Consider the following 22,468-nt stretch of genomic DNA (forward strand, 5'->3'; position numbering starts at 1 on the left):
GGTGTCCTCCCGGGTCACTGGTGGTTGGCCTGGTACTCGTCGCGGAGCTTGCGGGCCCACTCCGCCTTGCAGCGGATGGTCTTGCGAATCGACTCCGCCGACTTCGGGTTGATCGCGACCTTCGGGTCGGCCAGCGCCGCGGTGAAGTCGGCCTGCGCCTGCTCGAACGTTCGCTGCTTCGGCGCACGGTGGGTCGAGCCCGTGGGGGTCGACTTGCCCTGGTCAGACGGCCGGTCGAGGGTCTGCACCGCCGCGTCGGCGATCGGGTCGTCCTCGACCCGGTCGGCGGGTCGGTCCTGCACCGCGAGCCACGCGGTCACCTCGTCGGCGAGCACGTCCCCCACGTAGTCGCTGGTCTCGATCGCGGCGACGAGGTGGGTCCGGCCGTGGTGGCGGGTGAGGGTGTAGCGGCCCGGCGCGAACACCAGCCGCGCGGCCCCGTCTCGGTCGATTTCGGCGACCGCGTGACGCACCGCGGCGGTGCGGACCCGGGCGATCTTGCGGGTGGCGTGGCGCTCGATCTTCGCGGCGTCGCGCTCGGCACGAGAGCGGCGCGGGGCGGCCACGGCGATCTGGTGGGCGATCACCCCGGCCACGGACACGATCCCCATGACCACCGCGACGTTCCAGCCGCGGCCGATGCCGTGCAGCACGTTGAGCGCCGCACCGGTGCCGGCGAACAGCCACACCCCCAGCTGCAACGTCCACACCGGGCGCTGCGGGTGGCAGTGCCGCGAGACCTCGACCGCGACCGCGAACGCCCACATGCCCAGCTCCGAGAGCGCCGGCAGCAACCCGCCGGTGAGCGTGCGGTAGACGCCCACGCCGTAGTCCGACATCGCCGGCACGGCCATGACCGCGGACACCACCGCGAGCAGGTAGATCGGCAGCCGCACGCGGTGCTCGGACAGCCACCCCGCGGCCGTGGCGAACCTCTTGGCGCGGGCGGCCTTGCGGTCGGCGCGGATCTTGTCGGCGCGCTGGTCGGCCGCGTCCTGGTCGGCCCGACGTTGCGTGGCTTGCGCGGCGGCGGCGGTCAGGGTCCGGTCGAGCTTGGCGGCGGCGTCGGCGCGGCGCTGTTCGGCGTCGGCGGCGCGGTTGGCGCGCCGGTTGTCGGCCCAGGTGCTCATCACGCACGCTCCCTGTTCTGGTCGTGGTCGCCGGCCGGGGCCGACGAGGTGGTCTGGTCGGTGTTTCCGTTGCTGTGGTTGGTGATCTGCCGCGGCGCGGGCCCGGCGGGCAGCTCGGTGCGGGTGCGGCGGGTGTGCAGCTCGTGCACGCCCCACGCCGCGGCCGTCGCCACGGAGGCCAGGGCGAGCCAGCCGGCGACCAGCCAGCCGAGCAGCAGCGGGGCGGCCACGGCGAGCAGTTCCGCGAAGTGCCAGGCGATCCAGGTGGTGGCGGCTTCGGTGCGGGTGCAGGTGTGTCGAGCGGTCATGACGGTCACCTCCGTTCAGCGGGGCGGGTAGATGCGGCCGGCGCGGGCCTTGGCGAGCAGAAGCGAGGTCTTCACCGCGCTCACGGCCAGCCAGATGCCGTAGGCGCCGGCGGGCAGCACCACCCACGCGGTCGGGAAGAACAGGACCAGGGCGACCAGCACCGCGACCTGCAAGGCGTGCCCGCGCAACGTGGCCAGCGCGTCCCACGCGACGGCTTCGCAGTAGGCCTGGTGCTGCCACTCCATCCACGTGCGGTTCTCGCGGCGGTTACGCATGGCGGGCCTCTTGGGTGCTCTCGTGGGGGAAGAACTGGTTGATGGGGCCGCGGGGCTCGCGGGAGGCCTGGGCGGTGGCGTAGCGGTCCAGCTCGCCCATGACGCCCTCCAGGACCCGGGCGAGCAGTACGATCGGGATCCGGACCAGGTGCAGCAGCAGGAACAGCAGGACCGTGACCGCGTGGCGGATCAGGGCGAGGGTCCCGTACCGGGATAAGACGTCGAAGGTGCTCACCGCTCCACCTCCACACCGCAGGCGCCGCACACGGCCTCGTCCCGCTCGCCGATGTCGGTCCTGCCGAGCAGGATCTCGACGGCGAACTCGCCGCAGGCCGGGCACTGCCGCAACGTGTGAGGGCAGTCGTTCCAGCTGTCGTGCTCGTCTTCGCACTCGTCGCAGTAGAAGCTCATCGCTGGTCACCGCCGTTCTGGCGGGCCACCCAGCGCTGGCACCAGGCCAGCACGTCGGCGGCCGGCGAGGTCCACGCGATGGTCGGGTCCGCGTCGAACTCGCGGGCCACCGCGACGGCGACGGCCTGGTTGCCGATGGTCAGGGGCAGGATGGTGATCGGTCCGGCGTGGCCGAAGTTCATCGCGCACCAGGCGTCGAGGCGGAAACGAATGCCGTGGTCGTCGGCTTCCACGATGGGCGTCACCGCGAGGTGGGTTGCGATCTGGACGAAGGGCCGCGCGAACGACACCGTGGCGTCGCCGACGGCGAGTTCGCAGGTCACCGACCTGGTGGCGTTGCCGTCGAACACGTAGCTGTCGAGCTTGAGGTAGTGGTTCATCGGTTTCACTCCTGGCGGTCGGCTTCGCGGCGGGCGCGGTCGAGTTCTTCCTGCTGGGACTGGACGAGGTCGTGGAACACGCCGGAGTCGCTCACGCAGCCACCCCGATCTGGTCGGCCATGGCGGTGTCCTCGCAGGTGCCGCACTGGCGGGTCGAGGTCGGCACGCAGTAGTCCTGGACCACTCCGCAGTCGACGCACACGCGGCGGGCGTCCATCGCGCGGGACAGCGCGACCAGCTGCGCCGGGGTCGCGGTGCGCTTGAGCGCGGCGCGCTCGACGGAGAACAGCTCCGCCACGGTCTCGTGAGCGAAGGGCTTGACGTGGCGGAACACGAGCAGTGCCACCGGGTCCTGCCCGTTGGGCCGCAACCCGGCCTCGCGCAGCTGCGCACGGGTGAGCAGGGTCGAGGGGGCCTCGCCCCAGCCGAAGACCGGCAGTCCGTCGCGGAACCCGCGGCACAGGCACACGTGGTGGGTCAGGCCGTCGAACACCATGGTCGAGATCTGGCGGCGGTTGCGGGGGTTCACCGGGCCACCTCCGAGAGGGTGGCGCGGATGACCTCGTCCAGGCCGACGCTGCGCAGCTGGTCGGCGACGTCGAGGTAGGTCAGGGCGCGGGTCCGCTTGACCGCGGCCGGGAGCTGGTCGTTGGCGAGCAGGAACGCGGCGTTGCGGGCGAGCGTGTCGGCCAGCTCCAGCAGCCGTCCGGAGATCTCGCGGGAGATCAGGCGGTTGAGCTCGTGGGGCGTGTAGGTGTAGGTCGTGGGTTCGGCCGGCTGGTCGGCGGCGGTGCGCTCGACCTGGGGCGTGGCTACCATCTGGGCGTCCTCCGTGCGGTCTTGCGGGTGGATGGTGAAACCCGGCGCGGCGTGCGCGTTCTTGGCGGAGTGAGCCGCCGCGTCGGGCCGGAAGATCAGGCGAGCCGTCATCGGGCTGGGAGTCCTCACTGCGAGAAGTGGTCGGCCGCGGTGCTCATCGCGAGCGCGGCCCGCTCGATCGCGGCCAGCACGTCACCGACGGCGCCCTTCGCGATCTGGGCGTGTTCCTGGGCCAGCGCCACCGCGCCGGTGGCTGTGCCGAGGTTGAGCCGGATGTTGTCCAGGTGCGTTCCGCCACCCACCAGCGCGGTGACCTGCTCCTGCAACGTCGTGATCTGCCGGTCGGCGTGCGCGAGGCGGTTGAGCGCGTGGTTGTCGTCCGCCATTGGGAGCAGGGCATCCCGAGGGATCGTGTCGATGAGGCCACGCAACTGAGCGGCCAGCGCGTTGATCGTCATCAGGCGGCCTCGCCCTCGACCAGGAACGCGCGAAACACCGCGGTCTTGCCCTGGCGCTGCGAGCCAGCGACCAGGTAGTTCGAGCGCAGCAGTTCGCGGCCGGCGCGGCGGCGGGCACGGCTGGCGCGGCGCTGGTCGGTGAAGTCGCAACGGAACGCGGCCTCAGCGGCGAACTCGTCCGCGGCCAGGTTGAGGTCAACCTGCTCGATCAGGGCGTCGATCGCGGCTTCGGTCAAGCCGTCCGGGTACACGCCATCGGCGGCAACCTCGTCGACGAACGCGCCGGCGGCGTCGAGCTGGGAGCGAAAGCGGTTGGTGCTCATTGGGTGGTCCTCTCGAACGAAGTTGCAGGTCAGAAGCGGGAACGAATTCAGAGCACGGCCTTGGCGAAGGTCACCAGGCCGCTGGCGACGTCGCCGACGAAGTGGGCGGACTCCACCGGCGCGGTGATGACCCGCCAGAGCACGAACGCGATCAGGGCCAGTCCGACCAACTTCGACTTGATCCCCGAACCACCCCCAAGCCCAAGGCTCCGGAGCTTCTTGTTCGTCATCGCCTGCTTGGCCATGTAGCCCTCCTCGGTGTCGTGTTCGTCGGAGTGACCCCGACCACCAAGAAGCTAACAGTGGAATGGTAACCAGGTCAACTGTTAGGTGCCACCTCGGCTGAAACTCAGCTCTGACCTGCAGGAACACTAGAGACACCTGATAGGTTCTGATATGGTTACCGTTCAGTTGACCCGAGGGCTCGCCGCCCGGCTAGGAGTGCGCATGTCTCGCCCGCGAAGCTCGGTGACCAGGTCTGAGCCGCTCGCCCAGCAGATCGCCCGGAATATCGAGAACGACATTCAGGCCGGCAGGCTTCGCCACGGCGAGCGGCTCGCGTCGTCACGCGAACTTGCGAAGGAGTGGGACGTCAGCGTCTTCACGATCAATGAGGCCATGGACTTACTCGCCAAGAAGGGGCTTGTCGTGAGCAAGGCTCGATCCGCTCGCACCGTGCACGCGCCCGACCAGGAGTATCGGCGCGAGGCGCGCACCTCGACGCCGCAGGTAGTCATGGTCGGCGGATATGCCGGCAGCGGAAAGACGGAGCTGGGCCGGGTGCTCGCCCGCGAGTCAGGATGGCCGATGCTCGACAAAGACTCATTGACGCGGTTTGTCGTCGAGGCTGCGTTGGAATTGCAGGGCGTTTCGCGGAATGACCGGGAGTCGGAGGTCTATCTGACGAAGATCAGGCCGGCTGAGTACGCGTCGTTACTCGAAGCGATGACGGAAAACGTACAGGTTGGAAATAGCGCTATCGTGACCGCGCCTTTTCTTAGGGAATTCGCGGACGAGTCTTGGTTGCGGCAGGCGGAGGCAACGTGCCGGAACCTTGGCGCGAACCTCACGATCGTGTGGGTTTACTGCGACGAGAAGACCATGCGCACGTATATCCGGCATCGTGATGCGCCGCGAGACAGCATGAAGCTCGCGAACTGGGAGAAGTACATGGAGGGTGTTAACGTCGACTTTCGGCCACCCGTTCCACATGTGGTCGTGGACAATTCTGTATCGGGTGGTCTTATCGTGGACCAGGCGCGAAGCCTTATCGCGAAGGTGACCGAAGAAGGGGGCGGCAGGAAGTGAGTGCTGCAAGGGTTCTTGTTAGCGGAGAAGCCGACGACGTGGTGGGGCGCGAGATTCTCGCCCGCCTCGACGGCGTGCAGGTCGTCGAGTACGACCCCAACGTAGGGCAGCTCAGCGGGGAGCAGCGTCGGGCCAATGTCCTTATTCCGCCGTACCGAAGCAGCCATCGACCAATTCGCCTACTGCCAGAGCTGCCCGACCTGGGGATGGTGCAGCTTCTCTCGGCGGGCGCCGACGAATGGGCGGGAGACGTGCCAGCGGAAATCGTTCTTTCGACGGCCCGTGGTGCACACGCCGGACCGGTGTCCGAATGGGTTCTGTCAGCCGTCCTAACTCAGTTCAGGCAGTGGCCCGCGCTCGTTCGATTTCAGGATGCGCACGTGTGGGCGCACCGAAGGTTCGACGCCGATACGCTCGCCGGGAAGCGGGCGTTGATCGTAGGTGCCGGCGCGATTGGCATGGCAGTCGCTCGCCGCTTGCAGGCATTCGACGTCGACTCGACGCTCGTCGGAAGCAAGGCACGTGATGACGTCCACGGCCCGGAGGACTTACCCGGGCTTGTTGTCGGGCACGCTCTCGTCGTGATCGCGGCGCCGCTGACGGAGCGGACCGTCAAGCTTGTCGACACAGCGTTTCTCGCGGCAATGGACGACGGAGCGTTGTTGGTAAACGCAGGCCGGGGCCGGATCGTCGATACGGATGCGTTGGTTGGGGAGCTGAAATCGGGCCGACTCCGTGCTGCTCTGGACGTCACCGACCCTGAGCCGCTTCCGGGTGACCACCCTCTGTGGACCTGCACTAATACGATCATCAGCCCGCACTCGGCTCGCACCGTGCCGGGAACCAATGCGTTGTGCTACCAAACCGCGGCAACGCAGATCGCGGCGTTCTTGAAGGGTGCGACACCTCCCAACGCCATCGCCGCTCGGAAGTGAGTCACTCAGGCAGCGTTGTCCACAGATGTCCGAACGCGGCGCCGGTGCTCGTGTCGGGGTGGGACAGTCGTGATCATGAGCGAATCGTGGACGTTGCGGCCGTTGCCTGAGTCTGAGCCGCCTGCGCGCCCGGTGCCGGCGGGCTCAGCCGTGTGGGAAGACGTCGAACTGGTGTGGTGGCCGGATGACCCAGCCTCGGCGGTTACGCACGCCAGCGGCGTGCTCGGGGGCGGGGAGGCGCCGGATTTGGCGCCCTGAGATCGCCGCTGGTGCCACAACGGCCGGACTCTGGTGTGCCTGGACCTGGGGATCGGTCCTGGACGGTTTCAGGCCGGGTTTCCGGCGCGGCGATCAGGCCATACGATCGAACATGTGGTCGAGTGGGCTGAGGTGGTGGAGCGGGAGGACCTGCCGTTTCGGTCCGCTCGTGCGCATGCGCGGTGCTTGAACGGGCATCTGCTTGAGGTGGCCGGGATGAACACCGGTCACCACCACGCGTTGCGGTTGTCGACGTGCACGTGCCTGCTGTGCAGCCGGTTCCGGATGCCGCGGCAGTCGTGGTTCGAGGTCGAGCACAAGCCGCTGGACGTGCCGGGGAAGACGGCGGCGATGTACGCGTCGTTCCCAGTCCGGCTGGTCGCCCGGCGCCCGCCGGTGCGCGGGGGCGTGGGGCGCATCGAGCTGAGCATCCGCGACGTGGTGGTCGGCTACGTCGCGGTGCAGCTGTGCGGCGTCGACCTGCGCGGGGTGCTCGTGCACGTCGCCGTGGCGGACGGATTCCGCCGGCGGGGGATCGGCGGCCTGATGCTGGACGCGGCGTTTGCCCGCGGGGTCGGCTACGCCTGGTCCACCGCGCCGGGCAGGTTCGACGATGTCGAGGTGAAGGCGTTCCGCGCGAGCCTCGACCTGCCCGTACCGGTGCAGGTCGGGGAGCCGTTCTACTGCTCGCACATGCGCGAAGCCCTGGGGGAAGGAATATGAAGGGGCTGGTGCGTCGTGCTGGTGGGCGAGGACTGGAAGCGGCAGTGCCCCGGCCGGACAAGCCTGCCGGGGCACTGAGCGTCTAGAAGCCTTGAATTCTCATGGGATCAACACCTGCTGTGTCTCGTCCCCACTGCGTAGTAGCAGGTCCTTGCCCTCTTCGGTGACCTTGCGATCCACCAAGGAGCCCAAGCTGACCAGACGGCGAAGGGCTTCGGTGACTGTCACCTGTTCTCTCTCAACAATGTGCTGTAGTGCCGCCTGAGTTGCTGGGCCAATGTTGACCGTCAGGCGCACGACGCTTGGACTGTCGACGCGAGCTCTCACGGCCCGACGCCTCGCCGGTGGATCTGCAGCACGTGTGGCGGCTTTCGGCTTGTCGGCCATGGGGAGCTCCTTGCCTGATTCGCTTGCACTTATCATTTTAGTCGTCTTATTGTCAAGTGTTCGCTTGCGCCGGTCACGAGTATGGCACGGCAGCGCAGCATAGTCACCCTGCTTACGTCGTATCTCATCAGGTACGTCGTGTCACACTCACATCGCGTTACCGCTGGATGTGACGGACACTCACATCGTCAACGTACGCGGGGCGCGGAAGGTGTCGGGGTGTGCGAGTACTCTTCCCGGAACCGCTCGCGCGAGGGAAGCACGGGCAAGGACGACCCCCAGGACGGTCCCCATGTGGAAGCCAGAGAACTGGCGCGGGCGGAAGCCTCCACCTCGGTGGGAGGAGGACGTGCCCCCTGCGGACGCAGAGGGTGAGGATCCGCTGCTCCTTGGGCATCTCCTGACGCCCCCGCTGCGCGACGCGCCGACGCGCCCGCACGAGGACGCGTGCCCGCACCTTCCGCAGCTCCAAAAGGCAGAGCGAGAGAACGCCGACCTCCGTCGTCGGCTGGCGAACGTCACGCGGCGCTATCACGACGTGCGTCAACGCGTCCTCGACCTTGAGCACTTCTGGGACGAGTTGATCTCCGCGCTCGCGGGCGCGGCCACGAAAGCCGGATTCCCGAAACACGACAAGCCCTCCGACGGGGCGCCCACCACGACTAAGATCATCTACCCCCGCACGGAGGACGAAACCGTGGAGAAGCGGACGAGGGCGAAGGAAGAGCCACGGTGACCCCACCGGATGCTGCCGACCACCCCAAGCCCGACGCCGTGATCACAGGTCACGAGGCGCCGGCCGACGAACGTGGCGAACTCGGGGAAGCGCTCGGCGACGAAGCTGAATGGGCGTTGGCGGCCGGGGAAGCCAACGTGATCCCGGACGACGCCGCCCAACTCTTCGCCAAGCCCGGAGACGAGTTCAGGCTCAAACCCGGACCCGGGCTTGAGCCTGACGACCACCTTCGGATCTCTATCCTGTGGATGTTGTTCGCCCTCGTGGTCTTCTCCATCTTCATGATCGCCCTCGGTATGGCCTGCAAGTGGTTCGACTCCGACTTCGGCAAGTCGATCCTGCAGGTCGTCGTTGGCCCCGTCATCGGTGCACTTGCCGCGGTTGTCGGATACCTCTTCGCGGAACGCAAGAAGGGCTAGCGCGCGACTGGAACGGATGGGAAGAGACTGGGGTCGCCCCGTCCGTTTCAGCCAGTAAATGCCCCGAAGCTGCGGAAACGCCCCACGTGAGACCGGGCCGGGGCGCATGATGGTGATCGTGGGTGGGGCGTTCGAGCGGGCAGCGAAGGTGGTGACTGCGCGGCGGGCGCGGGCCGCGCGGTGGCGGATGTTGGCGCAGGCGGTGCAGTGGCCGGTGCTTGGCGGGGTCGCGCTTGTCGCGTTGCTCGCGTGGGTGCTGTCGCAGTGGGCCGTGGTGCCGTGGCTGGTCGGGTTCGTCGTGCTGGTGGTGCTCGCTGCGATGCAGGTGCCGGCCAAGGTCGGCACGGTGTGGGCGGCCACGGCGGTGCTGGTGGTCGTCGATGTCGCGTTCGTCGGCTGGTACGTGGACCCGTGGTGGTGGGCGGTGCTGGCCGGGTTGGTGCTCACCGGCGCCGGCGTGGCCGTCGCTCTACGGTTTCGGCTTCGGGAACGGCGACTCGAGAACCTCGGGGCGCTCGCCCTCGGGATCCTGCTGCTTGCGGGCGGCGTCGCCGGGCTGCTGCTCGACGCGGCGGCCGAACGCGTCGCGTCGGCGCGGGACCTGCAAGCCGCGCACGACGCGGCCGTGCCACGGATCCTGCCGCGCACCCCGAACGCCATGGTCGTGTTCCTCGTCGAGCGCTTGACCTACGTCGCGCAGCAACAACGCACCCGACCCGCCGACGCCGCGCCCACAGCGGCCGAAGCCAACTGGGTTGCCGACGCCTGTTTCGTGCTCGCGCCCGCCGCGCAACGCCAGCTCGCCCAAGCCCACGGCGGCCCGGACTGCCCGGCCGCGGTCGAGGCCCTCGCCCGGCAGGTGCGCGACCCGCTCGACTACGCCAACAACGTGTGGGTCCCCGGCGACGCCGTCACCACCGCACCCGACGGCCTGCACGTCGACGCCTGCCAGCTCGACTTCGGCTCGCTCACCGACGACACCCCCACCACCGCACCAGGCCCCCAGCTGGGCCGGCTCACCATGCGCCAACAGCAGGGCGCCAGTCAGCTCGTCGTCGACTACCAACCGTGCCCATGACGGAGGTGTGACAGTGGGGACATGTCGAAGGTGTCACACCTGTCACTCTGTCACTCTAGGGGATCTCACCTGCGGTTATTGGTGTGACAGGGGTGTGACAGCTAGGTGTGACAGCATTTCCCCACACTAACTCTATGTAACAGGTGTAACGAGAAAGCGGCTGGAACAGAGGGAGTGGCACGCCCCTCTGTTCCAGCCGCTCTTGAAGGGCTGATGAGTGACGAAGTGAGTGACAATCGGCAGGGAATGCGGCGGACACCGGCGGACGCTCACGGACGCTCGTGTGCCTGGTCGACGCCACGAAGCCGAGGTCAAAAACACGCGAATTTGCCCTGATAACGAAGAGGTCCCAGGTTCAAGTCCTGGTGGGCCCACCCGATCGCCCGATTGTGTTCGCGGAAAGCGCGAACATGGTCGGGTGTTTTTTATTTCTGGGGGCCGAGCCCCCAGACCCCACGGTGCGGAAGGTGACTGACCCAGCGTTGGTGGGTGCAGTTGCGAGGGTGAGTTCCGTTCCGTTGGTGGGTGACGGTGGGTGGTTGGGGCGTTACGGGGTTGTTGAGGTGTGGGGACGGGGCGGGGACACGGGGTTCCTAGCGTCGTGAGTCATGGTCGAAGTGAGGAAAGTCAGGGTTGCGGCGGTTGTGGTGGCCGTGGTCGGAGTGGCTGTCGGGGTGGTGGCGCCGGCTGGGGCGGCGGCGGAGGGGCTGAGGTGGGAGCCCTGCGTGAAGGTGGCGAACGGGTGGAGTGACCCGGGCGATGCCAGGTCCGAGTGCGCGATGTTGGCGGTGCCGATGGATTACGCGCAGCCGCAGGGGCGCAAGATCAACGTTGCGGTGAGCCGGCGGAAGGCGGCGGATCCCGCGAAGCGGCGCGGGGTGCTGGTGGCCAACCTTGGTGGGCCGGGGCTGGGCAACATCGAGGACCCCGGGGCATTCAGCACCATGGGGCTGGCGGCGGTCGCCGACGACTACGACGTGGTCGGGTTCGACATGCGGGGCACCGGCTACAGCGACAAGATCAACTGTGAGTGGCAGGACGGCCCGTCAGTGCCGGTCACGGCGTCGGCGAAGGAAAAGGCGAAGGCCGGCTTCGCCACGTACACCGAATTCAACAAGCGGTGCACCGCGATCGACCCGGCGTTCGTCAAGCAGCTGACCACCTCGAACACCGCGCGTGACCTGGATTCGCTGCGCGCCGCGCTCGGTGCGCCGAAGATCAGCTTCTACGGCGTTTCCTACGGCACCGCGATCGGTGCCGTGTACCGGTCGATGTTCGACAGTCACGTCGACCGGATGTGGCTGGATTCCGTGATGCCGCCGGTGATGGACCTGTCCACCATGGACGGTTCGAGAGACGCGGTCTCGGAGAAGCGGTTCGGCCAACTCGTCACGTGGCTGGCCCAGCACGATGCCGAATACCACTTCGGCACGACCGCGAATGCCGTCCACAGCGCACTTTTCACTCTGCGCGACCAACTCGTGCAGCACCCGCGGGTCATCGACGACACCACGGTGCTCGACGGCCAGTGGGCTCGCGGCCAGTTCGCCATGCCGGAGAACGCCTGGGCGGCGGCGGCCGATGACCTCGCCACCGTTCGCGACGGCGGTGTCCCGGCATCGGCGCACCCGGCGGCCGGCGCGCGCCAGCTGTTCGGCTTCGACGCGGATCCCCACGGGCTGAACAGCGTGCAGTACAACGCGATGTTCTGCAACGAAGGCACTGGCGGCCGCGATTTCGAGCAGGTGTGGAGCCAGGTGCAGGCCCACCAGCGCGAGTACCCGGCGACGGGTGGCGCATTCGAGATCGCCGGTTTCTGTGGTGGGTGGCCGTTTCCGGCGCAGCCGTGGAAGCCGGTGAAGGGGAGCAGCGCGTTCGAGGTGTCCGGGCACCTCGACGAAGCGGACACACCGTATGCGTGGGCGGTCGACACACAGAAGGCCGCCGGTGGCGCGCTGCTGACTGTCCTCGATGGACAGCACGCGTCGTTGGACAAGATTCCGTGTGGGCAGAAGGCGGTCGACTTTTTCCGGACGGGGCGGACGGTTTCCGGTAGCTGCAGGGGGATTCGGTGAAGCGGAAGGTGCTGAGTGCGGGGGTTGCGGTCGCGGCGGCCGTGGTCGGGGTGGTGGTCGCGGCGCCGGCGGCGAGTGCGGCGGCGGTGGATTTCGCGGGAGCGCTCAACGTGGGCGGGTGTTCGGGGTCGGTGGTGCGGATGCCGGCGTCGGTCGAGGACGACAAGGCGTTCGTGCTGACCAACGGGCACTGTTATGAGGGCCCGGGGCCGGTGCCGGGTGAGGTGTTGGTGGACGAGCCTTCGCAGCGGGTTGCGACCGTGCTCGACGCGGGCGGCAACGCGGCGGGTGTGGTGCAGGCGGTGCGGGCGGCGTACGTGACCATGACCGGCACGGACATCACGCTGTACCAGCTGGACAAGACGTACCGGCAGCTGCAGCGCGAGTTTCACGTGCGGCCGCTCACGGTGTCGGCGAAGCGGCCGACCGTGGGTACCGACATCCGCGTGGTTTCGGGCGGGCTGAAGAAGATCTTCTCCTGCACACTCGATCAGCTCACCTACCGCGTGCTCGAAACGGGGTACGTGACCAACGACGTGCTGCGGTACACCTCGGCGTGTCAGACCGGGCCGGGTTCGTCGGGCTCACCCGTGGTCGACGCCGCGACCGGCGAGGTGATCGGCATCAACAACACCAGCAACCGCGACGGCGGCCAATGCACGCTGAACAACCCGTGTGAAATGGACCGAGACGGCGTGATCGGTGTGCACAAGGGCATCGCGTACGGCACGGAGACGTACTGGCTCACCACGTGCGTCACCCGCGGCAACCGGCTCGACCTTCACCGGCCCGGCTGCCTGTTGCCGCAGCCGGCACCGTGACCCGCGCGCCGGACGGTGGCTCGCGGCCGCCGTCCGGCGCGCGACACTGGGTGCGTGTGGCTGGGCGAGGGGTGGGACAGCGTCGCGACGCTAGTGGACGCGCGGTGGGTCGAACGGCGGCCGCGGCGGGCCGAGGTGCGTGAGCTGCTGCTGCGCGAGACGCGCGTGATGCCGTGGCTCGCGCCGCTGCTGCCGGTGCGCGTGCCGGTGCCGGTGGTGTGGCAGGCGGAACCGCTGGTGGTGCGGCACGAACTCGTGGTCGGCGAGCAAGCCAACGTGCTCACGGCCGAGCACGGACGGACGATCGGTGCGCTTCTGCGGGCGCTGCACGCGGTGGACATCGACGAGGCCGGGGCACACGGCGTCGCGGCCACCGATCGGGCGGACGTGCTGGCGGAGTTCGCCGAGGTGGTCGTTCCGCGAGCCGGAGGCGCGGCGTTGCTCGACGAGATCCGCGGCTTCCCGGTCGACGCGGTGGTGCACGCGGACCTCGGGCCGGAGCACGTACTGGTGATCGAAGGCCAGGTCAGCGGCGTGATCGACTGGTCGGACCTGTGCGTCGACGACCGGGCGCGTGACCTGGCGTGGCCGATGTTCGGGGCGTCGGCGGCGTTCGCGCGCGGGGTGGCCGCGGCGTACGGCATGACGGAGGAACTGCACCGGCGGGCGTGGGCGTGGCACCGGCTGGCGCCGTGGTTCGAGGTGACTCACGGCGTCGCCACCGGGCAGCCCGACCTGGTCGACTCGGGTCTCGCCGGCGTGCGCGAGCGGCTCGCCGGACACAAATCAGCCCTGCCGGGAAGAGAAGGCCGGCAGGGCTGAACTTGTCTGCGATCGGCACGCGCACGGTCGCCTCTCGGCGAAAGGCACGACGCGGCTCCAGCCGAACGGTATTCCGCGAAGGCAAAGGTGCGAGCCCGGGGGACACGTTGGGCGCACCGATCAGTGAGTTCAACGGCGCACCCACCACGGCTATTCCGTCCGGCCTGTGACGTGGCTCGCCGGTGGTTCCACGTGGAACGAAGGTTGGCGCCGTCGGAACCGCCGGATCCGCCGGTGAGCCCGTGCAGTAGCATCGTGGGGTACGGAAGCAAGCTGGAAAAGGGGGCTTCGGATGAAGAAGCTGTTGGCACTCGCAGTCGTCGCGGGCGGCGTTCTGTTCGTCGTGAAGCGCAACAAGGCTGCCAAGGCCGAAGCGGACCTCTGGCGCCAGGCGACCGCCCCCTCGGGCCCGGTCTCCGCGAACGGCAGCACCCCGGCCAAGGCCGCGGACGCTTCCCGCAACTGACTCCACCCCGCGGCGGCCGGCGTGCCGCCGCGCCCGGGGCTGTAGCTCAATTGGTAGAGCACCGCCTTTGCAAGGCGGGGGTCAGGGGTTCGATTCCCCTCAGCTCCACCCGATCCAACGCCCGATGGGGGCCAGGTCAGGGGTAATTCCTCCGATTTGGCCCCCATCGCGTTAGGCGGCCGTTTCACCCGTCGTGTCTTCCGCGTGCCCCGTCGATGGGCGCGCCGGCGAGCCCGTTCCGCATTACCGCGGCCTGCCTGGTTCGTCCCGGGCAGTCCGCATCCTCCGCCGGCACGAGCCGGGCGCGAAACGACGTCGGGGGCATTCGCCAAGGCAGTGGCGAGACGGCGGAAACGGTTTCTACCAGTGCCTACCCTGAAAAACCGTCGTCGATCGTGACCTCCATGATTGCGACGTGACTGCAACCATCGGTGAGCGGCGGACGCGGACTTGGGCGCACCCGACAGCATGGCTCGTCTCAGGTTTGGCATGGCTGGTCTGCGTGGTGGCGACAGGATCCTCGCCGGCGACGATCGTGCTGTGGGTCGGCGCGATCGTGTTGGGCGTGGTCGCGCCGGGCGTCGCTGTGGTGCGTTCCTGCCGCCGTGAGCCTGTTGCCCTGATCGAGGACGTGGGCTGGGGTGCGCCGGTCGGGTGCGTGGTCGCGTTGCTCGGCTGGCTGGTGAGTGCGCTGCTCCCGTTTACCGTGCCGCCTTGGGTCTTCGGGCCCCTTGTCGTGCTCGTGGTGCTGGCGTTTCCCGCCTCTCGAGCCAGGGTGCTGGCCCGGCCGGCTCCTGGGTGGGGCGCGGCTCCCAACCTGGTCCTGGCCGGGGTCATGCTGGTGGTGGTCGCGTGGATGACGATGGATTTCCTGCGGCGGACACCGGCGAGTCCTGGTGCCGCGGGCAGCATCTACTACCCGGATTCGGTGTTCCAGCTCGCGGTGGTCGGCCAGTTGAGGCACGCGGTGAGCCTGACGTACCCCCTGGTGCACGGCGAGTCCTATTCCTACCAATGGTTCGCCCACGCGGTTCTGGCGCATCTCCTCGACGGCGGGGCTGATCCGTTCGATGTCGTGGTGCGATTGGCTCCGGTGACCGTCCTGCCGGCCGTGGTGCTGACGACCGCGGTGGTGGCTCGCGAGGTGGCGCGCCGTGTCTGGGCCGGGCCGATCGTCGCGATCCTGCTGGGTGTGGTGGGCACGACGGTGGCGACCTTGAGCGCCGAAGGCACGTCACTGTTCATGATCCAGACTTACTGGTGGGCGAGCCTCACGGCGGCGTTCGGGTGGCTGCCGACGGTCGCGGTTGCCGGGTGCGCGATCGCGTTGATCCGCGGCAGGGGAACAGGGACGACCGCTCCCGTGGCGCTCATGGTGCCGCTGGCTGTGCTGGCGGCCGGCGCGAAGCCCTCGAATCTGGCGGTGCTCGCGGGCGGGGCGGCGCTGGCCGTGGTGGGTGCGCTGGCACACCGCATGCCCGCGAAGCGTTCCTTGCTGGCGCTGGCGACACTGGCCGGGGTCCTGCTCCTGTCGCTCGTGACGATCTACAGCAGTGGCGACAATGGCCTCCACATCGACGTGCTGGGCGGATTCCGCCGCCGGGCCGCCCAGATGTTTCCGGGCCTGGCCGGAGCGCGGCCGGATGATCTCGCGATGACCTTGCCGCCGGTGCCGACGATCACGGTTGTGGCGGGCGTTGTCCTGGCGTTCGGTCCGGTGTTGGTCAGGCTGGTCGGCCTGGCGTGTGCGGGCCGTGCCGAGCGCCGCGATCCGGCGTGGTGGTTCATTCTCGGGACGGTGCTGGCCGGGGTCGGCGCGGTGGCGGTGTTGCGGCATCCGGGCGAGTCCGAGGCGTTCTTTTTGGTCTCCGCGTATCCGGTGGGGCTCATCGGGTCAGCGTGGGGAATGTCCGCGCTCTGGGAGCGTCACCGGGGCAGGATGCCGGCCCGGGCCGTCCTCATCGGTGGGGCACTCGGTGTCCTGGCGACAGTGTTGTCCGCGATGATCTTCCCCGCGTCAGTGCAAGCCAGCCTCGCCTCGCGGTTCGGTCACGCTCCCACGTCCGCCGACATGAGTCCGGTGCGGCAGGTCGCGCACTACCTGCTCCCGTTCGCCGTCACGGCCGCGATCCTGGCCGCCGTGGCGGCGCTCGCGTGGATCGGCCTTCGCGGCCGTGGCAGGGCCACGCTGTCCGTCGGAGCGGTCAGCGCACTGCTCGGCACGGGCCTGCTCAGCACCGGGATCTACCTGACGTCCGCCGCACCCACCTACAGCCAGGCGATGACCACGGCGGAGGTCAACCTGCGGATCACCGCGGACGAGATGGCGGCAGGGAAGTGGCTCGCCGAGCACTCCGACAGCGATGAGGTACTCGCGAGCACCCGCGTCTGCACCCAACTCCAACCGAGCATCTCGCTTCCCGACCCGTGCACCTCCAAGACCTTCACCCTGTCCGCTGTTTCCGGTCGAGACGAGTACGTCGGAGGTTGGGCGTACGGCTCGCGCAATCTCAACACCGCGTGGGAAACCACCACCGTGTGGAACGCCAGTCCGTTCTGGGATCCGGCGAAGCTGGCCAAGGAACAAGCCGCGTTCGCGGCGCCCACCCAACCTGGCCTCGACGAACTGTACGAAGCCGGCGTGCGATGGCTTATCGCGGACTCCCGCGGAGTTCCGGCCGATCACGCGACACTGGACGCTCTGGCCACCAGAAGCTGGACCAGCAGCACCGTCTCGATCTGGCACCTGGCGACGCCCGCGGTTCCTGGCCAGGAATGACCACTTCGAGTCTGCGTCCGTCCGTCGGTGCGCCTCCCGGGTCAGCGGCGGAATTCCAGCAAAGTCCGTTGTGCCGTCACGTCCGTGACGGCTTCGAGGATCAGGCCGTGCGCCGAGGCGAGGGTGCGGAGTTCGTCGAGGGTGCGTTCGCGGCCGCCGAAGATGGTGAGCATGGCGAGGGCGCTTTCGGTGTTCGCGCCGTGGTCGGCGAGGGGTTCGACGACGAGGACGCGGCTGGTGGGGGCCAGGGCGTCGGCGCAGCGGGCGAGGATGTGGTGGGCCTGCGGGTCGGGCCAGTCGTGGAGGATGTCGACGAGGACGTAGGCGTCGGCGCCGGGCGGTAGGGGGTCGAAGAAGCTGCCGGCGGTGACCTCGGTGCGCTCGTCGAGGCCGTGGGCGGCGAAGGTGCGGCGGGCGTCGGCGGCGGTCGGGGGCAGGTCGAGTAGGTGGCCGCGCAGTGTGGGGTGGGCGGTGAGGATGGCGGCGAGCACGTCGCCGCGGCCGCCACCGACGTCGACGATCTCCGGAAACCGTGACCAGTCGAAGCCGGCCACGAGCTGGGGGATCTGTTCGTTGAGGCGCAACGTCATCTGGCGGTCGAACGACTCCCGCAGCCGCGCGTTCGAGGCGAGGTCGGCCCAGAAGTCCTGGCCGTAGCGGCGCGGGTAGGCGGCTTCGCCGGTGGTGATGCTGTGGGCGAGCTCGATGAACGCCAGCTCGGCGCGGCCGCCGGCGGTGGTGAGGTCGAGGAGGGTCGCGGTGAAATCGTCGCGCAGGAGTTCGCCGTACGCGGTGGTGCGGTAGCCGGTGGGCGTGCGGTCGAAGATGCCGAGCGTCGTGAGGTGGTCGAGCAGGAGGCCGAGCGCGACGGGGTCCACGTGGAGTTCGGCGGCGAGTGCGTCGGCGGAGGCGTCTTCGTACAGGCGCGCGGGCAGGCCGAGGGTCACGGCGACTCGCAGCGCCATCGGGGTCGCGAGGCCGGCGAGGCGGCTCAGAGAATTCGGATCGGTCACGAAGATCTACTGTGCCGAGCAGGTCAAGCGAAAAAGAGGAGGACCGATGCGTCCCCACGTGCTGCTGAGCGTCGCGACGAGTGTCGACGGCGCGATCGACGACACGACGTCCGAGCGGCTGCTGCTGTCCAACGCCGAGGATTTCGACCGCGTCGACCAGGTGCGCGCGGAGTCGGACGCGATCCTGATCGGCGCGGGCACGATCCGCGCCGACAACCCGCGGCTGCTGGTCAACAGCCCGGCCCGGCGCGAGGACCGCGTGCGCGCCGGGAAGCCCGCGTATCCGCTGAAGGTGACCGTGACGGCGTCCGGTGAGGTGGATGCGGAGTGGAAGTTTTGGCACCACGGCGGGGAAAAGCTCGTCTACACCACGGACGCGGGTGCGGCGACCGTCCGCGAACGGCTCGGTGATCTCGCCGACGTCGTCGCGCTCGGCCAGGAGGTCGACTTCGGTGCGTTGCTCGACGATCTCGGCAGCCGCGGCGTGCGGCGGCTCATGGTCGAAGGCGGCGGGCAGATCCACACCGCGCTGCTTTCCCAGGACCTGGCCGACGAAATCCACCTCGCCATCGCGCCGCTCGTGGTCGGCGACGCCGCCGCGCCGCGCTTCCTCCTGCCCGCGCGGTATCCCGGCGGACGGATGCGGCTGGTGGAAACGCGGGCGATCGGCGACGTCGTGCTGATCCGCTACGCACCCAAGGACCGGTGAAAGGTCTCACGCAGCGCGGGTTCGAGCGGGGTGTCGCCGCACCAGGCGACGGCGGAGTCGGGGCGCAGCAGCACGGCCGGCAGCGTCGTGTCCGCCTTGGCGCGCACCAGGTCCACGTGCTCAGCCCAGCCCAGCGGCAGCTCGACGTTGCCCGTGAAATCGAGCAGCACGGCGCGGCCGGCGCGCAACAGCTCGGCGACGCGGGTCGGTCCGTCGGCCGTCACGAGGTCGAGGTCGGGCAGCCGCGCGGGATCGTCCAAACCGGACATCATCCCGGCGAGGTGGCGGTTGGTGTCGGGCAGGCGCATGAGGTCGGTGAAGATCTCGCGCAGGGCCGCGAGGTCCTCGGTCACGTTGGGCGTGGCGAAAACGCGCTGGGCCGACGTGTGGTGCAGCACGCGAGCGGCCTTCGGATGGCGTTCGGCGTGGTAGGTGTCGAGGAGGGGCTCGGCGGCGCCGGCCAGCGTCGCGGCGAGTTTCCAGCCGAGGTTGAAGGCGTCCTGCACGCCGATGTTGAGGCCTTGGCCGCCGAGCGGGCCGTGGATGTGGGCGGCGTCGCCGGCGAAGAAAACGCGGCCGTGGCGGTAGTTTTCGAGCTGACGGGTGGCGTCGCTGAAGCGTGAGCTGGTGAGGATTTCGGCCAGCGTGGTGGGTTCGCCGTACACGGCGGTGAGCGCCTCCTGCACGGCCTCGGCGGACAGGTCCGGCTCGCTGTCGTCGAGCTTGCCGAAGGTGAAGCGGTAGCGGTCGCCGCCGATCGGCACGAGCATGGCCCACGCGTCGGCGGTGGTTCGGGTCATGGTGCTCATGTGGCCGGCGCGCGTGGGCACCAGGTCGGACACGGCGGAGAGGCGCACGTCGGTGAGGATCGCGCGGTAGGTGCCGGGGCGGCCGGGGAACGGCACGTCGAGCAGCTTGCGCACGGTGCTGTGGGCGCCGTCGCAGGCCACCGCGTACCGGGCGCGCAGCTCGGTGGCGCCGGCGGTCACCGTGACGCCGGTGTCGTCCGAGCGGACCGCGGTCACGTCGTGGCCGCGCAGCACACGTGCGCCGCGGGCCGTCGCCGCTGCTTCGAGGACCTCCTCGATCCTCCACTGTGGAATGCCGATCGGAAACGGTTGCCTGGTCTGCCAAGGCGTGCAGTCGAGCGGCACCGGCAGCCCGGCGAAGTGCCCGCCGACGGCGGCGCGGTCGAACTTCCACTCGAGCATCGCGTCGAGCAGGCCGCGTGCGTCGAGCAGCTCCGAAGTGCGGGGCTGCAGCGTGCCGCCCTTCGTCTGCTCCATGCGTTCGGTCAGCTTCTCCACCACCACGACCTCGGCGCCGCCGAGGGCCAGCTCGTGCGCCAGCGTCAACCCGGTCGGGCCGGCTCCGATCACCACTACGTCCATGAAGTGCTCCCCAGTGCAGAAGTATACTGAGTGCAATATAGCTCCGAGTGCACCAAAGCGGTAGCCTTCGCCGGTGGACGAACAGACGGGCCTGCGGGAGCGGAAGAAGCAGCGCACGCGCGAGGCGATCTCGAACGCGGCCATCGACCTGTTCTTCGAGCACGGCTTCGACCAGGTGTCGATCTCGCAGGTCGCCGACGCCGCGGAGGTGTCGCGGCGCACGTTGTTCGCCTACTTCCCGGCGAAGGAAGACCTCGTGCTGCACCGCGTGGCCGACCACGAAACCGAGAGCGCGCGCGTGATCCGCGCCCACCCCGAGACGCCGCTTTCCGCGCTGCGCGAGCACTTCCTCGACGGCCTGCGCCGCCGCGATCCCGTTACGGGCCTGTGTGACATTCCCGAGGTCCTGGCGCTTTACCGGCTGATCCTGAGCACGCCGAGCCTGGTGCTGAGCATGCTGCGGTTCCGCGAAAGCGCCGAGCTGGCCGTGGCGGCCGAGCTCGGTGAGTCACCGGTCCTCTCGCCACTGGCGGCGCGACTGGCCGCCGCGCAGATCGCGTCGGTGCAGTGGCGGCTGTCGATGGAGAACCACTACCGCGTGGCCAACGGCGTCCGCGCCGACGACGCGTACCCCGGCGCCGTCGAGGCGGCCGAGCTGGCCTTCGACCTGCTGACGCACGGGCTGGGCACGCTCGATCAGCGCTGATCCCGGCGAACCCACAGGTCGTGCGGGGTGCGGCCGGCCCGGAAACCGCATGACGCAGCCAGCTCGGCGGCGCACGTGAAGCCGTGGCCGACCAGCTCGGGGGCGTGGGCGTCGCTGCCGAAGGAGAGCACGCGGCCGCCCTCGGCCGCCCACCAGAGCAGGATTTCGCGCGGTAGCGGCACCTTCGTGTTGAGCTCGAGCGCGCGGCCGCTGCCGGCCAGGGCGCGCAGGACCGTGCGGAACTCCTCTTCGAAGTCCGTGGCGACAAAGGGTTTTGTCGAGGGCCAGGTGCGCAGCGCGTAGTCGATGTGGGCGAGGATCTCGAAGTCGGCCGTCGACTCGACCAGGCCGAGCACCTCGCCGAGGTACGCGCGCAGCAGCTGGTCGGCGGGCCGGTCGGCGATCACGCTCAGCTCGTAGTGAGCGCCGTCTTCCGGCAGCGAATGCACCGACCCGAGCACGCGTTCGAAGCGGTGCGCGGCCAGCAACGCGTCGGCCTGCGGCCGGTGCCAATGCGGCTCACTGAGCTCGACGCCCGAGAAGATCCGCAGGTCAGGGAACCGTTCGCGGCACTCCTGCACGCACGCGAGGTACCCCTCGACGTCGAGCGCCGGCGGCTCCAGCACGCCGTCCGCACGCAGCCGCACGCGGAAGTGGTCAGGCAGGTGCGGGCGGATCGGCGGCGGGATGAGCCACGGCGTGAGGTCGGCGTGCTCGGTGAACGCCAGCGACGGCAGCCCGAGCTCGAGCGCGCGCTCGCACGAGCGGACCATCGAGCCCGTGACCGTGTCCCACGACCACTCGGTGTGGACGTGGCTGTCTGGTGGCAGCACGCCCCCAGGCTACGAGTTGGCGCGCAGCACCGAAATCGCGCGAACGGTGGCGTAGCCGCGCCATTCGAGCGAGGCCGCGGGGGAGAAGCTGGCGAAGTCGACCGTCCAGCCGCCGTCGTCGCGCTGCTGCGATCCGAGCCGTTCGAGCTCCGCGGCCACGGCGGCGGGGTCGAGGATCTTCCGCGCCGGGCCCGGCAGGGGTGCGAAGTCCAGTGGCCGCAGGACCTCGTCCGCGCCGCCGCCGGCGACGGAGAGGATGCCGGTGGCGGGCAGGAACTCGCCGAGGTGGTCGAGCAGTCCGTCGGCCTCCGGGTGGGTGGCGTGCGCGGCGTCGAGGAACCGGATGGCGAACGACAGCTCGATCGCGTGCGGCTGCGTTTCGACGCGGGCGATGGCGTCGAGGCAGGTCGACACCGCCGCGGTGAGCCACGGGTGTTCCGCCACCGCCGGATCGTGCGCCGCGACGCGCAGTGCCGTCGAAGCGACAAAAGCCGTGCTCTGCAGCGAGAACTTCGTGGGATCGGCGTCCGTCCAAAACGGAGCGCTGCCGGTACGGTCCGCCACGGGGAACGCGAACGGCAACCCACCACCCGGCAGCGCCACGGACTCCAGCCAGTCACACAGCTCGAGCGCCAACGGCGTCCGCGCCGGCGCGATGTCCTCGAACACCTCGAACGCGTGCAACGCCCCACCCGGCTGACTCTCCGGCGCGCGCAGGTCGGGCTCGAGGCCCCAGCCGTAGCCGCCGTCGGGATTCCGATACGCCGACACGGCCGAAAGCACCGCCTCCACGTCCCCCTTCCCGAACAACAACTCGAACCGGCGGCGGTCGAGCACCCGCCCGTGCGTGCCCAGGAACGACGCGGCGGCGTCGAGGTTCACAGTCATACGATCACCGTCGCAC

General features: G+C 69.3%; 29 protein-coding genes and 1 tRNA gene. 14 read left to right on the plus strand and 16 right to left on the minus strand.

The window, feature by feature from the left end:
* Nucleotides 1-14 precede the first annotated feature (14 nt).
* The 11 genes from VSH64_RS37000 to VSH64_RS37050 form a co-directional block, all read right to left on the minus strand.
* Nucleotides 15-1,130: a hypothetical protein gene (locus tag VSH64_RS37000; RefSeq protein ID WP_326567394.1), complete on the minus strand. Its 1,116-nt coding sequence runs from the start codon at nt 1,128-1,130 to the stop codon at nt 15-17.
* Nucleotides 1,130-1,438, minus strand: a complete 309-nt coding sequence (locus VSH64_RS37005; RefSeq protein ID WP_326567395.1) for a hypothetical protein — start codon at nt 1,436-1,438, stop codon at nt 1,130-1,132. Before VSH64_RS37005 ends, VSH64_RS37000 begins: the two co-directional genes overlap by 1 nt.
* A gap of 15 nt (nt 1,439-1,453) precedes the next feature.
* Nucleotides 1,454-1,714 (minus strand): hypothetical protein, encoded by a 261-nt coding sequence (locus tag VSH64_RS37010; RefSeq protein ID WP_326567396.1) that lies wholly within the window; start codon nt 1,712-1,714, stop codon nt 1,454-1,456.
* Nucleotides 1,707-1,949 (minus strand): hypothetical protein, encoded by a 243-nt coding sequence (locus VSH64_RS37015; RefSeq protein WP_326567397.1) that lies wholly within the window; start codon nt 1,947-1,949, stop codon nt 1,707-1,709. Before VSH64_RS37015 ends, VSH64_RS37010 begins: the two co-directional genes overlap by 8 nt.
* Complete coding sequence (locus VSH64_RS37020) at nt 1,946-2,125, minus strand: hypothetical protein (RefSeq protein ID WP_326567398.1); 180 nt, start codon at nt 2,123-2,125, stop codon at nt 1,946-1,948. The genes VSH64_RS37015 and VSH64_RS37020 overlap by 4 nt, the downstream gene beginning before the upstream one ends.
* Nucleotides 2,122-2,505 carry a hypothetical protein gene (locus VSH64_RS37025; protein ID WP_326567399.1) on the minus strand — a complete coding sequence of 128 codons (384 nt, stop codon included), beginning with the start codon at nt 2,503-2,505 and terminating at the stop codon, nt 2,122-2,124. The genes VSH64_RS37020 and VSH64_RS37025 overlap by 4 nt, the downstream gene beginning before the upstream one ends.
* Before the next feature lie 91 nt (nt 2,506-2,596).
* Nucleotides 2,597-3,034 (minus strand): RRQRL motif-containing zinc-binding protein, encoded by a 438-nt coding sequence (locus VSH64_RS37030; protein WP_326567400.1) that lies wholly within the window; start codon nt 3,032-3,034, stop codon nt 2,597-2,599.
* On the minus strand, nt 3,031-3,435 hold the full coding sequence (locus tag VSH64_RS37035; protein WP_326567401.1) for a hypothetical protein: 405 nt from the start codon (nt 3,433-3,435) through the stop codon (nt 3,031-3,033). Before VSH64_RS37035 ends, VSH64_RS37030 begins: the two co-directional genes overlap by 4 nt.
* A gap of 14 nt (nt 3,436-3,449) precedes the next feature.
* Nucleotides 3,450-3,782 (minus strand): hypothetical protein, encoded by a 333-nt coding sequence (locus tag VSH64_RS37040; RefSeq protein WP_326567402.1) that lies wholly within the window; start codon nt 3,780-3,782, stop codon nt 3,450-3,452.
* On the minus strand, nt 3,782-4,105 hold the full coding sequence (locus VSH64_RS37045; RefSeq protein ID WP_326567403.1) for a hypothetical protein: 324 nt from the start codon (nt 4,103-4,105) through the stop codon (nt 3,782-3,784). Before VSH64_RS37045 ends, VSH64_RS37040 begins: the two co-directional genes overlap by 1 nt.
* A 47-nt stretch (nt 4,106-4,152) precedes the next feature.
* A complete protein-coding gene (locus VSH64_RS37050) occupies nt 4,153-4,350 on the minus strand; it encodes a hypothetical protein (protein ID WP_326567404.1) in 198 nt (65 codons plus the stop codon).
* Between the two features lie 223 nt (nt 4,351-4,573).
* Between VSH64_RS37050 and VSH64_RS37055 the strand changes: the two genes are divergently transcribed.
* The 3 genes from VSH64_RS37055 (at nt 4,574) to VSH64_RS37065 (ending at nt 7,329) form a co-directional block, all read left to right on the plus strand.
* Nucleotides 4,574-5,413 carry an AAA family ATPase gene (locus tag VSH64_RS37055; protein WP_326567405.1) on the plus strand — a complete coding sequence of 280 codons (840 nt, stop codon included), beginning with the start codon at nt 4,574-4,576 and terminating at the stop codon, nt 5,411-5,413.
* A gap of 38 nt (nt 5,414-5,451) precedes the next feature.
* Nucleotides 5,452-6,348 (plus strand): NAD(P)-dependent oxidoreductase, encoded by an 897-nt coding sequence (locus VSH64_RS37060; RefSeq protein ID WP_326567406.1) that lies wholly within the window; start codon nt 5,452-5,454, stop codon nt 6,346-6,348.
* Between the two features lie 474 nt (nt 6,349-6,822).
* On the plus strand, nt 6,823-7,329 hold the full coding sequence (locus VSH64_RS37065) for a GNAT family N-acetyltransferase (RefSeq protein ID WP_326567407.1): 507 nt from the start codon (nt 6,823-6,825) through the stop codon (nt 7,327-7,329).
* Nucleotides 7,330-7,428: 99 nt separating this feature from the next.
* On the opposite strand, the gene VSH64_RS37070 is transcribed toward VSH64_RS37065, so the two are convergent.
* On the minus strand, nt 7,429-7,716 hold the full coding sequence (locus tag VSH64_RS37070; RefSeq protein WP_326567408.1) for a hypothetical protein: 288 nt from the start codon (nt 7,714-7,716) through the stop codon (nt 7,429-7,431).
* A 292-nt stretch (nt 7,717-8,008) separates the two neighbouring features.
* On the opposite strand from VSH64_RS37070, the gene VSH64_RS37075 reads away from it, so the two are divergent.
* From VSH64_RS37075 to VSH64_RS37115, 9 genes are all read left to right on the plus strand, one after another.
* Nucleotides 8,009-8,452, plus strand: a complete 444-nt coding sequence (locus tag VSH64_RS37075; protein ID WP_326567409.1) for a hypothetical protein — start codon at nt 8,009-8,011, stop codon at nt 8,450-8,452.
* A complete protein-coding gene (locus tag VSH64_RS37080; RefSeq protein WP_326567411.1) occupies nt 8,449-8,871 on the plus strand; it encodes a hypothetical protein in 423 nt (140 codons plus the stop codon). Before VSH64_RS37075 ends, VSH64_RS37080 begins: the two co-directional genes overlap by 4 nt.
* Nucleotides 8,872-9,022: 151 nt before the next feature.
* Nucleotides 9,023-9,949: a hypothetical protein gene (locus VSH64_RS37085; RefSeq protein WP_326567412.1), complete on the plus strand. Its 927-nt coding sequence runs from the start codon at nt 9,023-9,025 to the stop codon at nt 9,947-9,949.
* 794 nt (nt 9,950-10,743) lie between these two features.
* A complete protein-coding gene (locus VSH64_RS37090) occupies nt 10,744-12,024 on the plus strand; it encodes an alpha/beta fold hydrolase (protein ID WP_326567413.1) in 1,281 nt (426 codons plus the stop codon).
* Nucleotides 12,021-12,845, plus strand: coding sequence for a S1 family peptidase (locus VSH64_RS37095; protein ID WP_326567414.1), 825 nt, complete (start codon nt 12,021-12,023; stop codon nt 12,843-12,845). Before VSH64_RS37090 ends, VSH64_RS37095 begins: the two co-directional genes overlap by 4 nt.
* 54 nt (nt 12,846-12,899) lie before the next feature.
* Nucleotides 12,900-13,667, plus strand: a complete 768-nt coding sequence (locus tag VSH64_RS37100; protein WP_326567415.1) for a phosphotransferase — start codon at nt 12,900-12,902, stop codon at nt 13,665-13,667.
* 292 nt (nt 13,668-13,959) lie between these two features.
* Entirely contained in the window at nt 13,960-14,133 is a 174-nt protein-coding gene (locus tag VSH64_RS37105) for a DLW-39 family protein (RefSeq protein ID WP_204092358.1), read from the plus strand.
* Nucleotides 14,134-14,168: 35 nt separating this feature from the next.
* Nucleotides 14,169-14,241 (plus strand) — tRNA-Ala (locus VSH64_RS37110).
* 307 nt (nt 14,242-14,548) lie between these two features.
* Nucleotides 14,549-16,912, plus strand: coding sequence for a hypothetical protein (locus VSH64_RS37115; protein WP_326567416.1), 2,364 nt, complete (start codon nt 14,549-14,551; stop codon nt 16,910-16,912).
* 41 nt (nt 16,913-16,953) lie between these two features.
* On the opposite strand, the gene VSH64_RS37120 is transcribed toward VSH64_RS37115, so the two are convergent.
* A complete protein-coding gene (locus VSH64_RS37120) occupies nt 16,954-17,925 on the minus strand; it encodes a methyltransferase (protein ID WP_326567417.1) in 972 nt (323 codons plus the stop codon).
* A gap of 46 nt (nt 17,926-17,971) precedes the next feature.
* On the opposite strand from VSH64_RS37120, the gene VSH64_RS37125 reads away from it, so the two are divergent.
* A complete protein-coding gene (locus tag VSH64_RS37125; RefSeq protein WP_326567418.1) occupies nt 17,972-18,634 on the plus strand; it encodes a RibD family protein in 663 nt (220 codons plus the stop codon).
* Here VSH64_RS37125 and VSH64_RS37130 read toward each other — a convergent pair.
* Entirely contained in the window at nt 18,613-20,025 is a 1,413-nt protein-coding gene (locus VSH64_RS37130; RefSeq protein ID WP_326567419.1) for an FAD-dependent monooxygenase, read from the minus strand. The genes VSH64_RS37125 and VSH64_RS37130 overlap by 22 nt on opposite strands.
* A 73-nt stretch (nt 20,026-20,098) precedes the next feature.
* Here VSH64_RS37130 and VSH64_RS37135 point away from each other — a divergent pair, with 73 nt between their 5' ends.
* Entirely contained in the window at nt 20,099-20,731 is a 633-nt protein-coding gene (locus VSH64_RS37135) for a TetR family transcriptional regulator (protein ID WP_326567420.1), read from the plus strand.
* On the opposite strand, the gene VSH64_RS37140 is transcribed toward VSH64_RS37135, so the two are convergent.
* Together VSH64_RS37140 and VSH64_RS37145 are read right to left on the minus strand one after the other, a co-directional pair.
* Nucleotides 20,722-21,564 (minus strand): PHP domain-containing protein, encoded by an 843-nt coding sequence (locus VSH64_RS37140; RefSeq protein ID WP_326567421.1) that lies wholly within the window; start codon nt 21,562-21,564, stop codon nt 20,722-20,724. The two genes, VSH64_RS37135 and VSH64_RS37140, sit on opposite strands and share 10 nt — an antisense overlap.
* A gap of 9 nt (nt 21,565-21,573) precedes the next feature.
* Nucleotides 21,574-22,452, minus strand: coding sequence for a hypothetical protein (locus VSH64_RS37145; protein ID WP_326567422.1), 879 nt, complete (start codon nt 22,450-22,452; stop codon nt 21,574-21,576).
* Nucleotides 22,453-22,468 lie beyond the last annotated feature (16 nt).

Origin of the sequence: Amycolatopsis rhabdoformis, assembly GCF_035918295.1 — a bacterium.
Lineage (GTDB): Bacteria > Actinomycetota > Actinomycetes > Mycobacteriales > Pseudonocardiaceae > Amycolatopsis > Amycolatopsis rhabdoformis.

Excerpts from the sequence above, each read along its gene's own strand:
- VSH64_RS37000 (WP_326567394.1), bottom strand. The coding sequence starts at position 1,130 with ATGAGCACCTGGGCCGACAACCGGCGCGCCAACCGCGCCGCCGACGCC.
- VSH64_RS37005 (WP_326567395.1), bottom strand. The coding sequence starts at position 1,438 with ATGACCGCTCGACACACCTGCACCCGCACCGAAGCCGCCACCACCTGG.
- VSH64_RS37010 (WP_326567396.1), bottom strand. The coding sequence starts at position 1,714 with ATGCGTAACCGCCGCGAGAACCGCACGTGGATGGAGTGGCAGCACCAG.
- VSH64_RS37020 (WP_326567398.1), bottom strand. The coding sequence starts at position 2,125 with ATGAGCTTCTACTGCGACGAGTGCGAAGACGAGCACGACAGCTGGAAC.
- VSH64_RS37025 (WP_326567399.1), bottom strand. The coding sequence starts at position 2,505 with ATGAACCACTACCTCAAGCTCGACAGCTACGTGTTCGACGGCAACGCC.
- VSH64_RS37035 (WP_326567401.1), bottom strand. The coding sequence starts at position 3,435 with ATGACGGCTCGCCTGATCTTCCGGCCCGACGCGGCGGCTCACTCCGCC.
- VSH64_RS37040 (WP_326567402.1), bottom strand. The coding sequence starts at position 3,782 with ATGACGATCAACGCGCTGGCCGCTCAGTTGCGTGGCCTCATCGACACG.
- VSH64_RS37045 (WP_326567403.1), bottom strand. The coding sequence starts at position 4,105 with ATGAGCACCAACCGCTTTCGCTCCCAGCTCGACGCCGCCGGCGCGTTC.
- VSH64_RS37050 (WP_326567404.1), bottom strand. The coding sequence starts at position 4,350 with ATGGCCAAGCAGGCGATGACGAACAAGAAGCTCCGGAGCCTTGGGCTT.
- VSH64_RS37065 (WP_326567407.1), top strand. The coding sequence starts at position 6,823 with ATGAACACCGGTCACCACCACGCGTTGCGGTTGTCGACGTGCACGTGC.
- VSH64_RS37070 (WP_326567408.1), bottom strand. The coding sequence starts at position 7,716 with ATGGCCGACAAGCCGAAAGCCGCCACACGTGCTGCAGATCCACCGGCG.
- VSH64_RS37075 (WP_326567409.1), top strand. The coding sequence starts at position 8,009 with ATGTGGAAGCCAGAGAACTGGCGCGGGCGGAAGCCTCCACCTCGGTGG.
- VSH64_RS37090 (WP_326567413.1), top strand. The coding sequence starts at position 10,744 with ATGGATTACGCGCAGCCGCAGGGGCGCAAGATCAACGTTGCGGTGAGC.
- VSH64_RS37105 (WP_204092358.1), top strand. The coding sequence starts at position 13,960 with ATGAAGAAGCTGTTGGCACTCGCAGTCGTCGCGGGCGGCGTTCTGTTC.
- VSH64_RS37125 (WP_326567418.1), top strand. The coding sequence starts at position 17,972 with ATGCGTCCCCACGTGCTGCTGAGCGTCGCGACGAGTGTCGACGGCGCG.
- VSH64_RS37130 (WP_326567419.1), bottom strand. The coding sequence starts at position 20,025 with ATGGACGTAGTGGTGATCGGAGCCGGCCCGACCGGGTTGACGCTGGCG.
- VSH64_RS37145 (WP_326567422.1), bottom strand. The coding sequence starts at position 22,452 with ATGACTGTGAACCTCGACGCCGCCGCGTCGTTCCTGGGCACGCACGGG.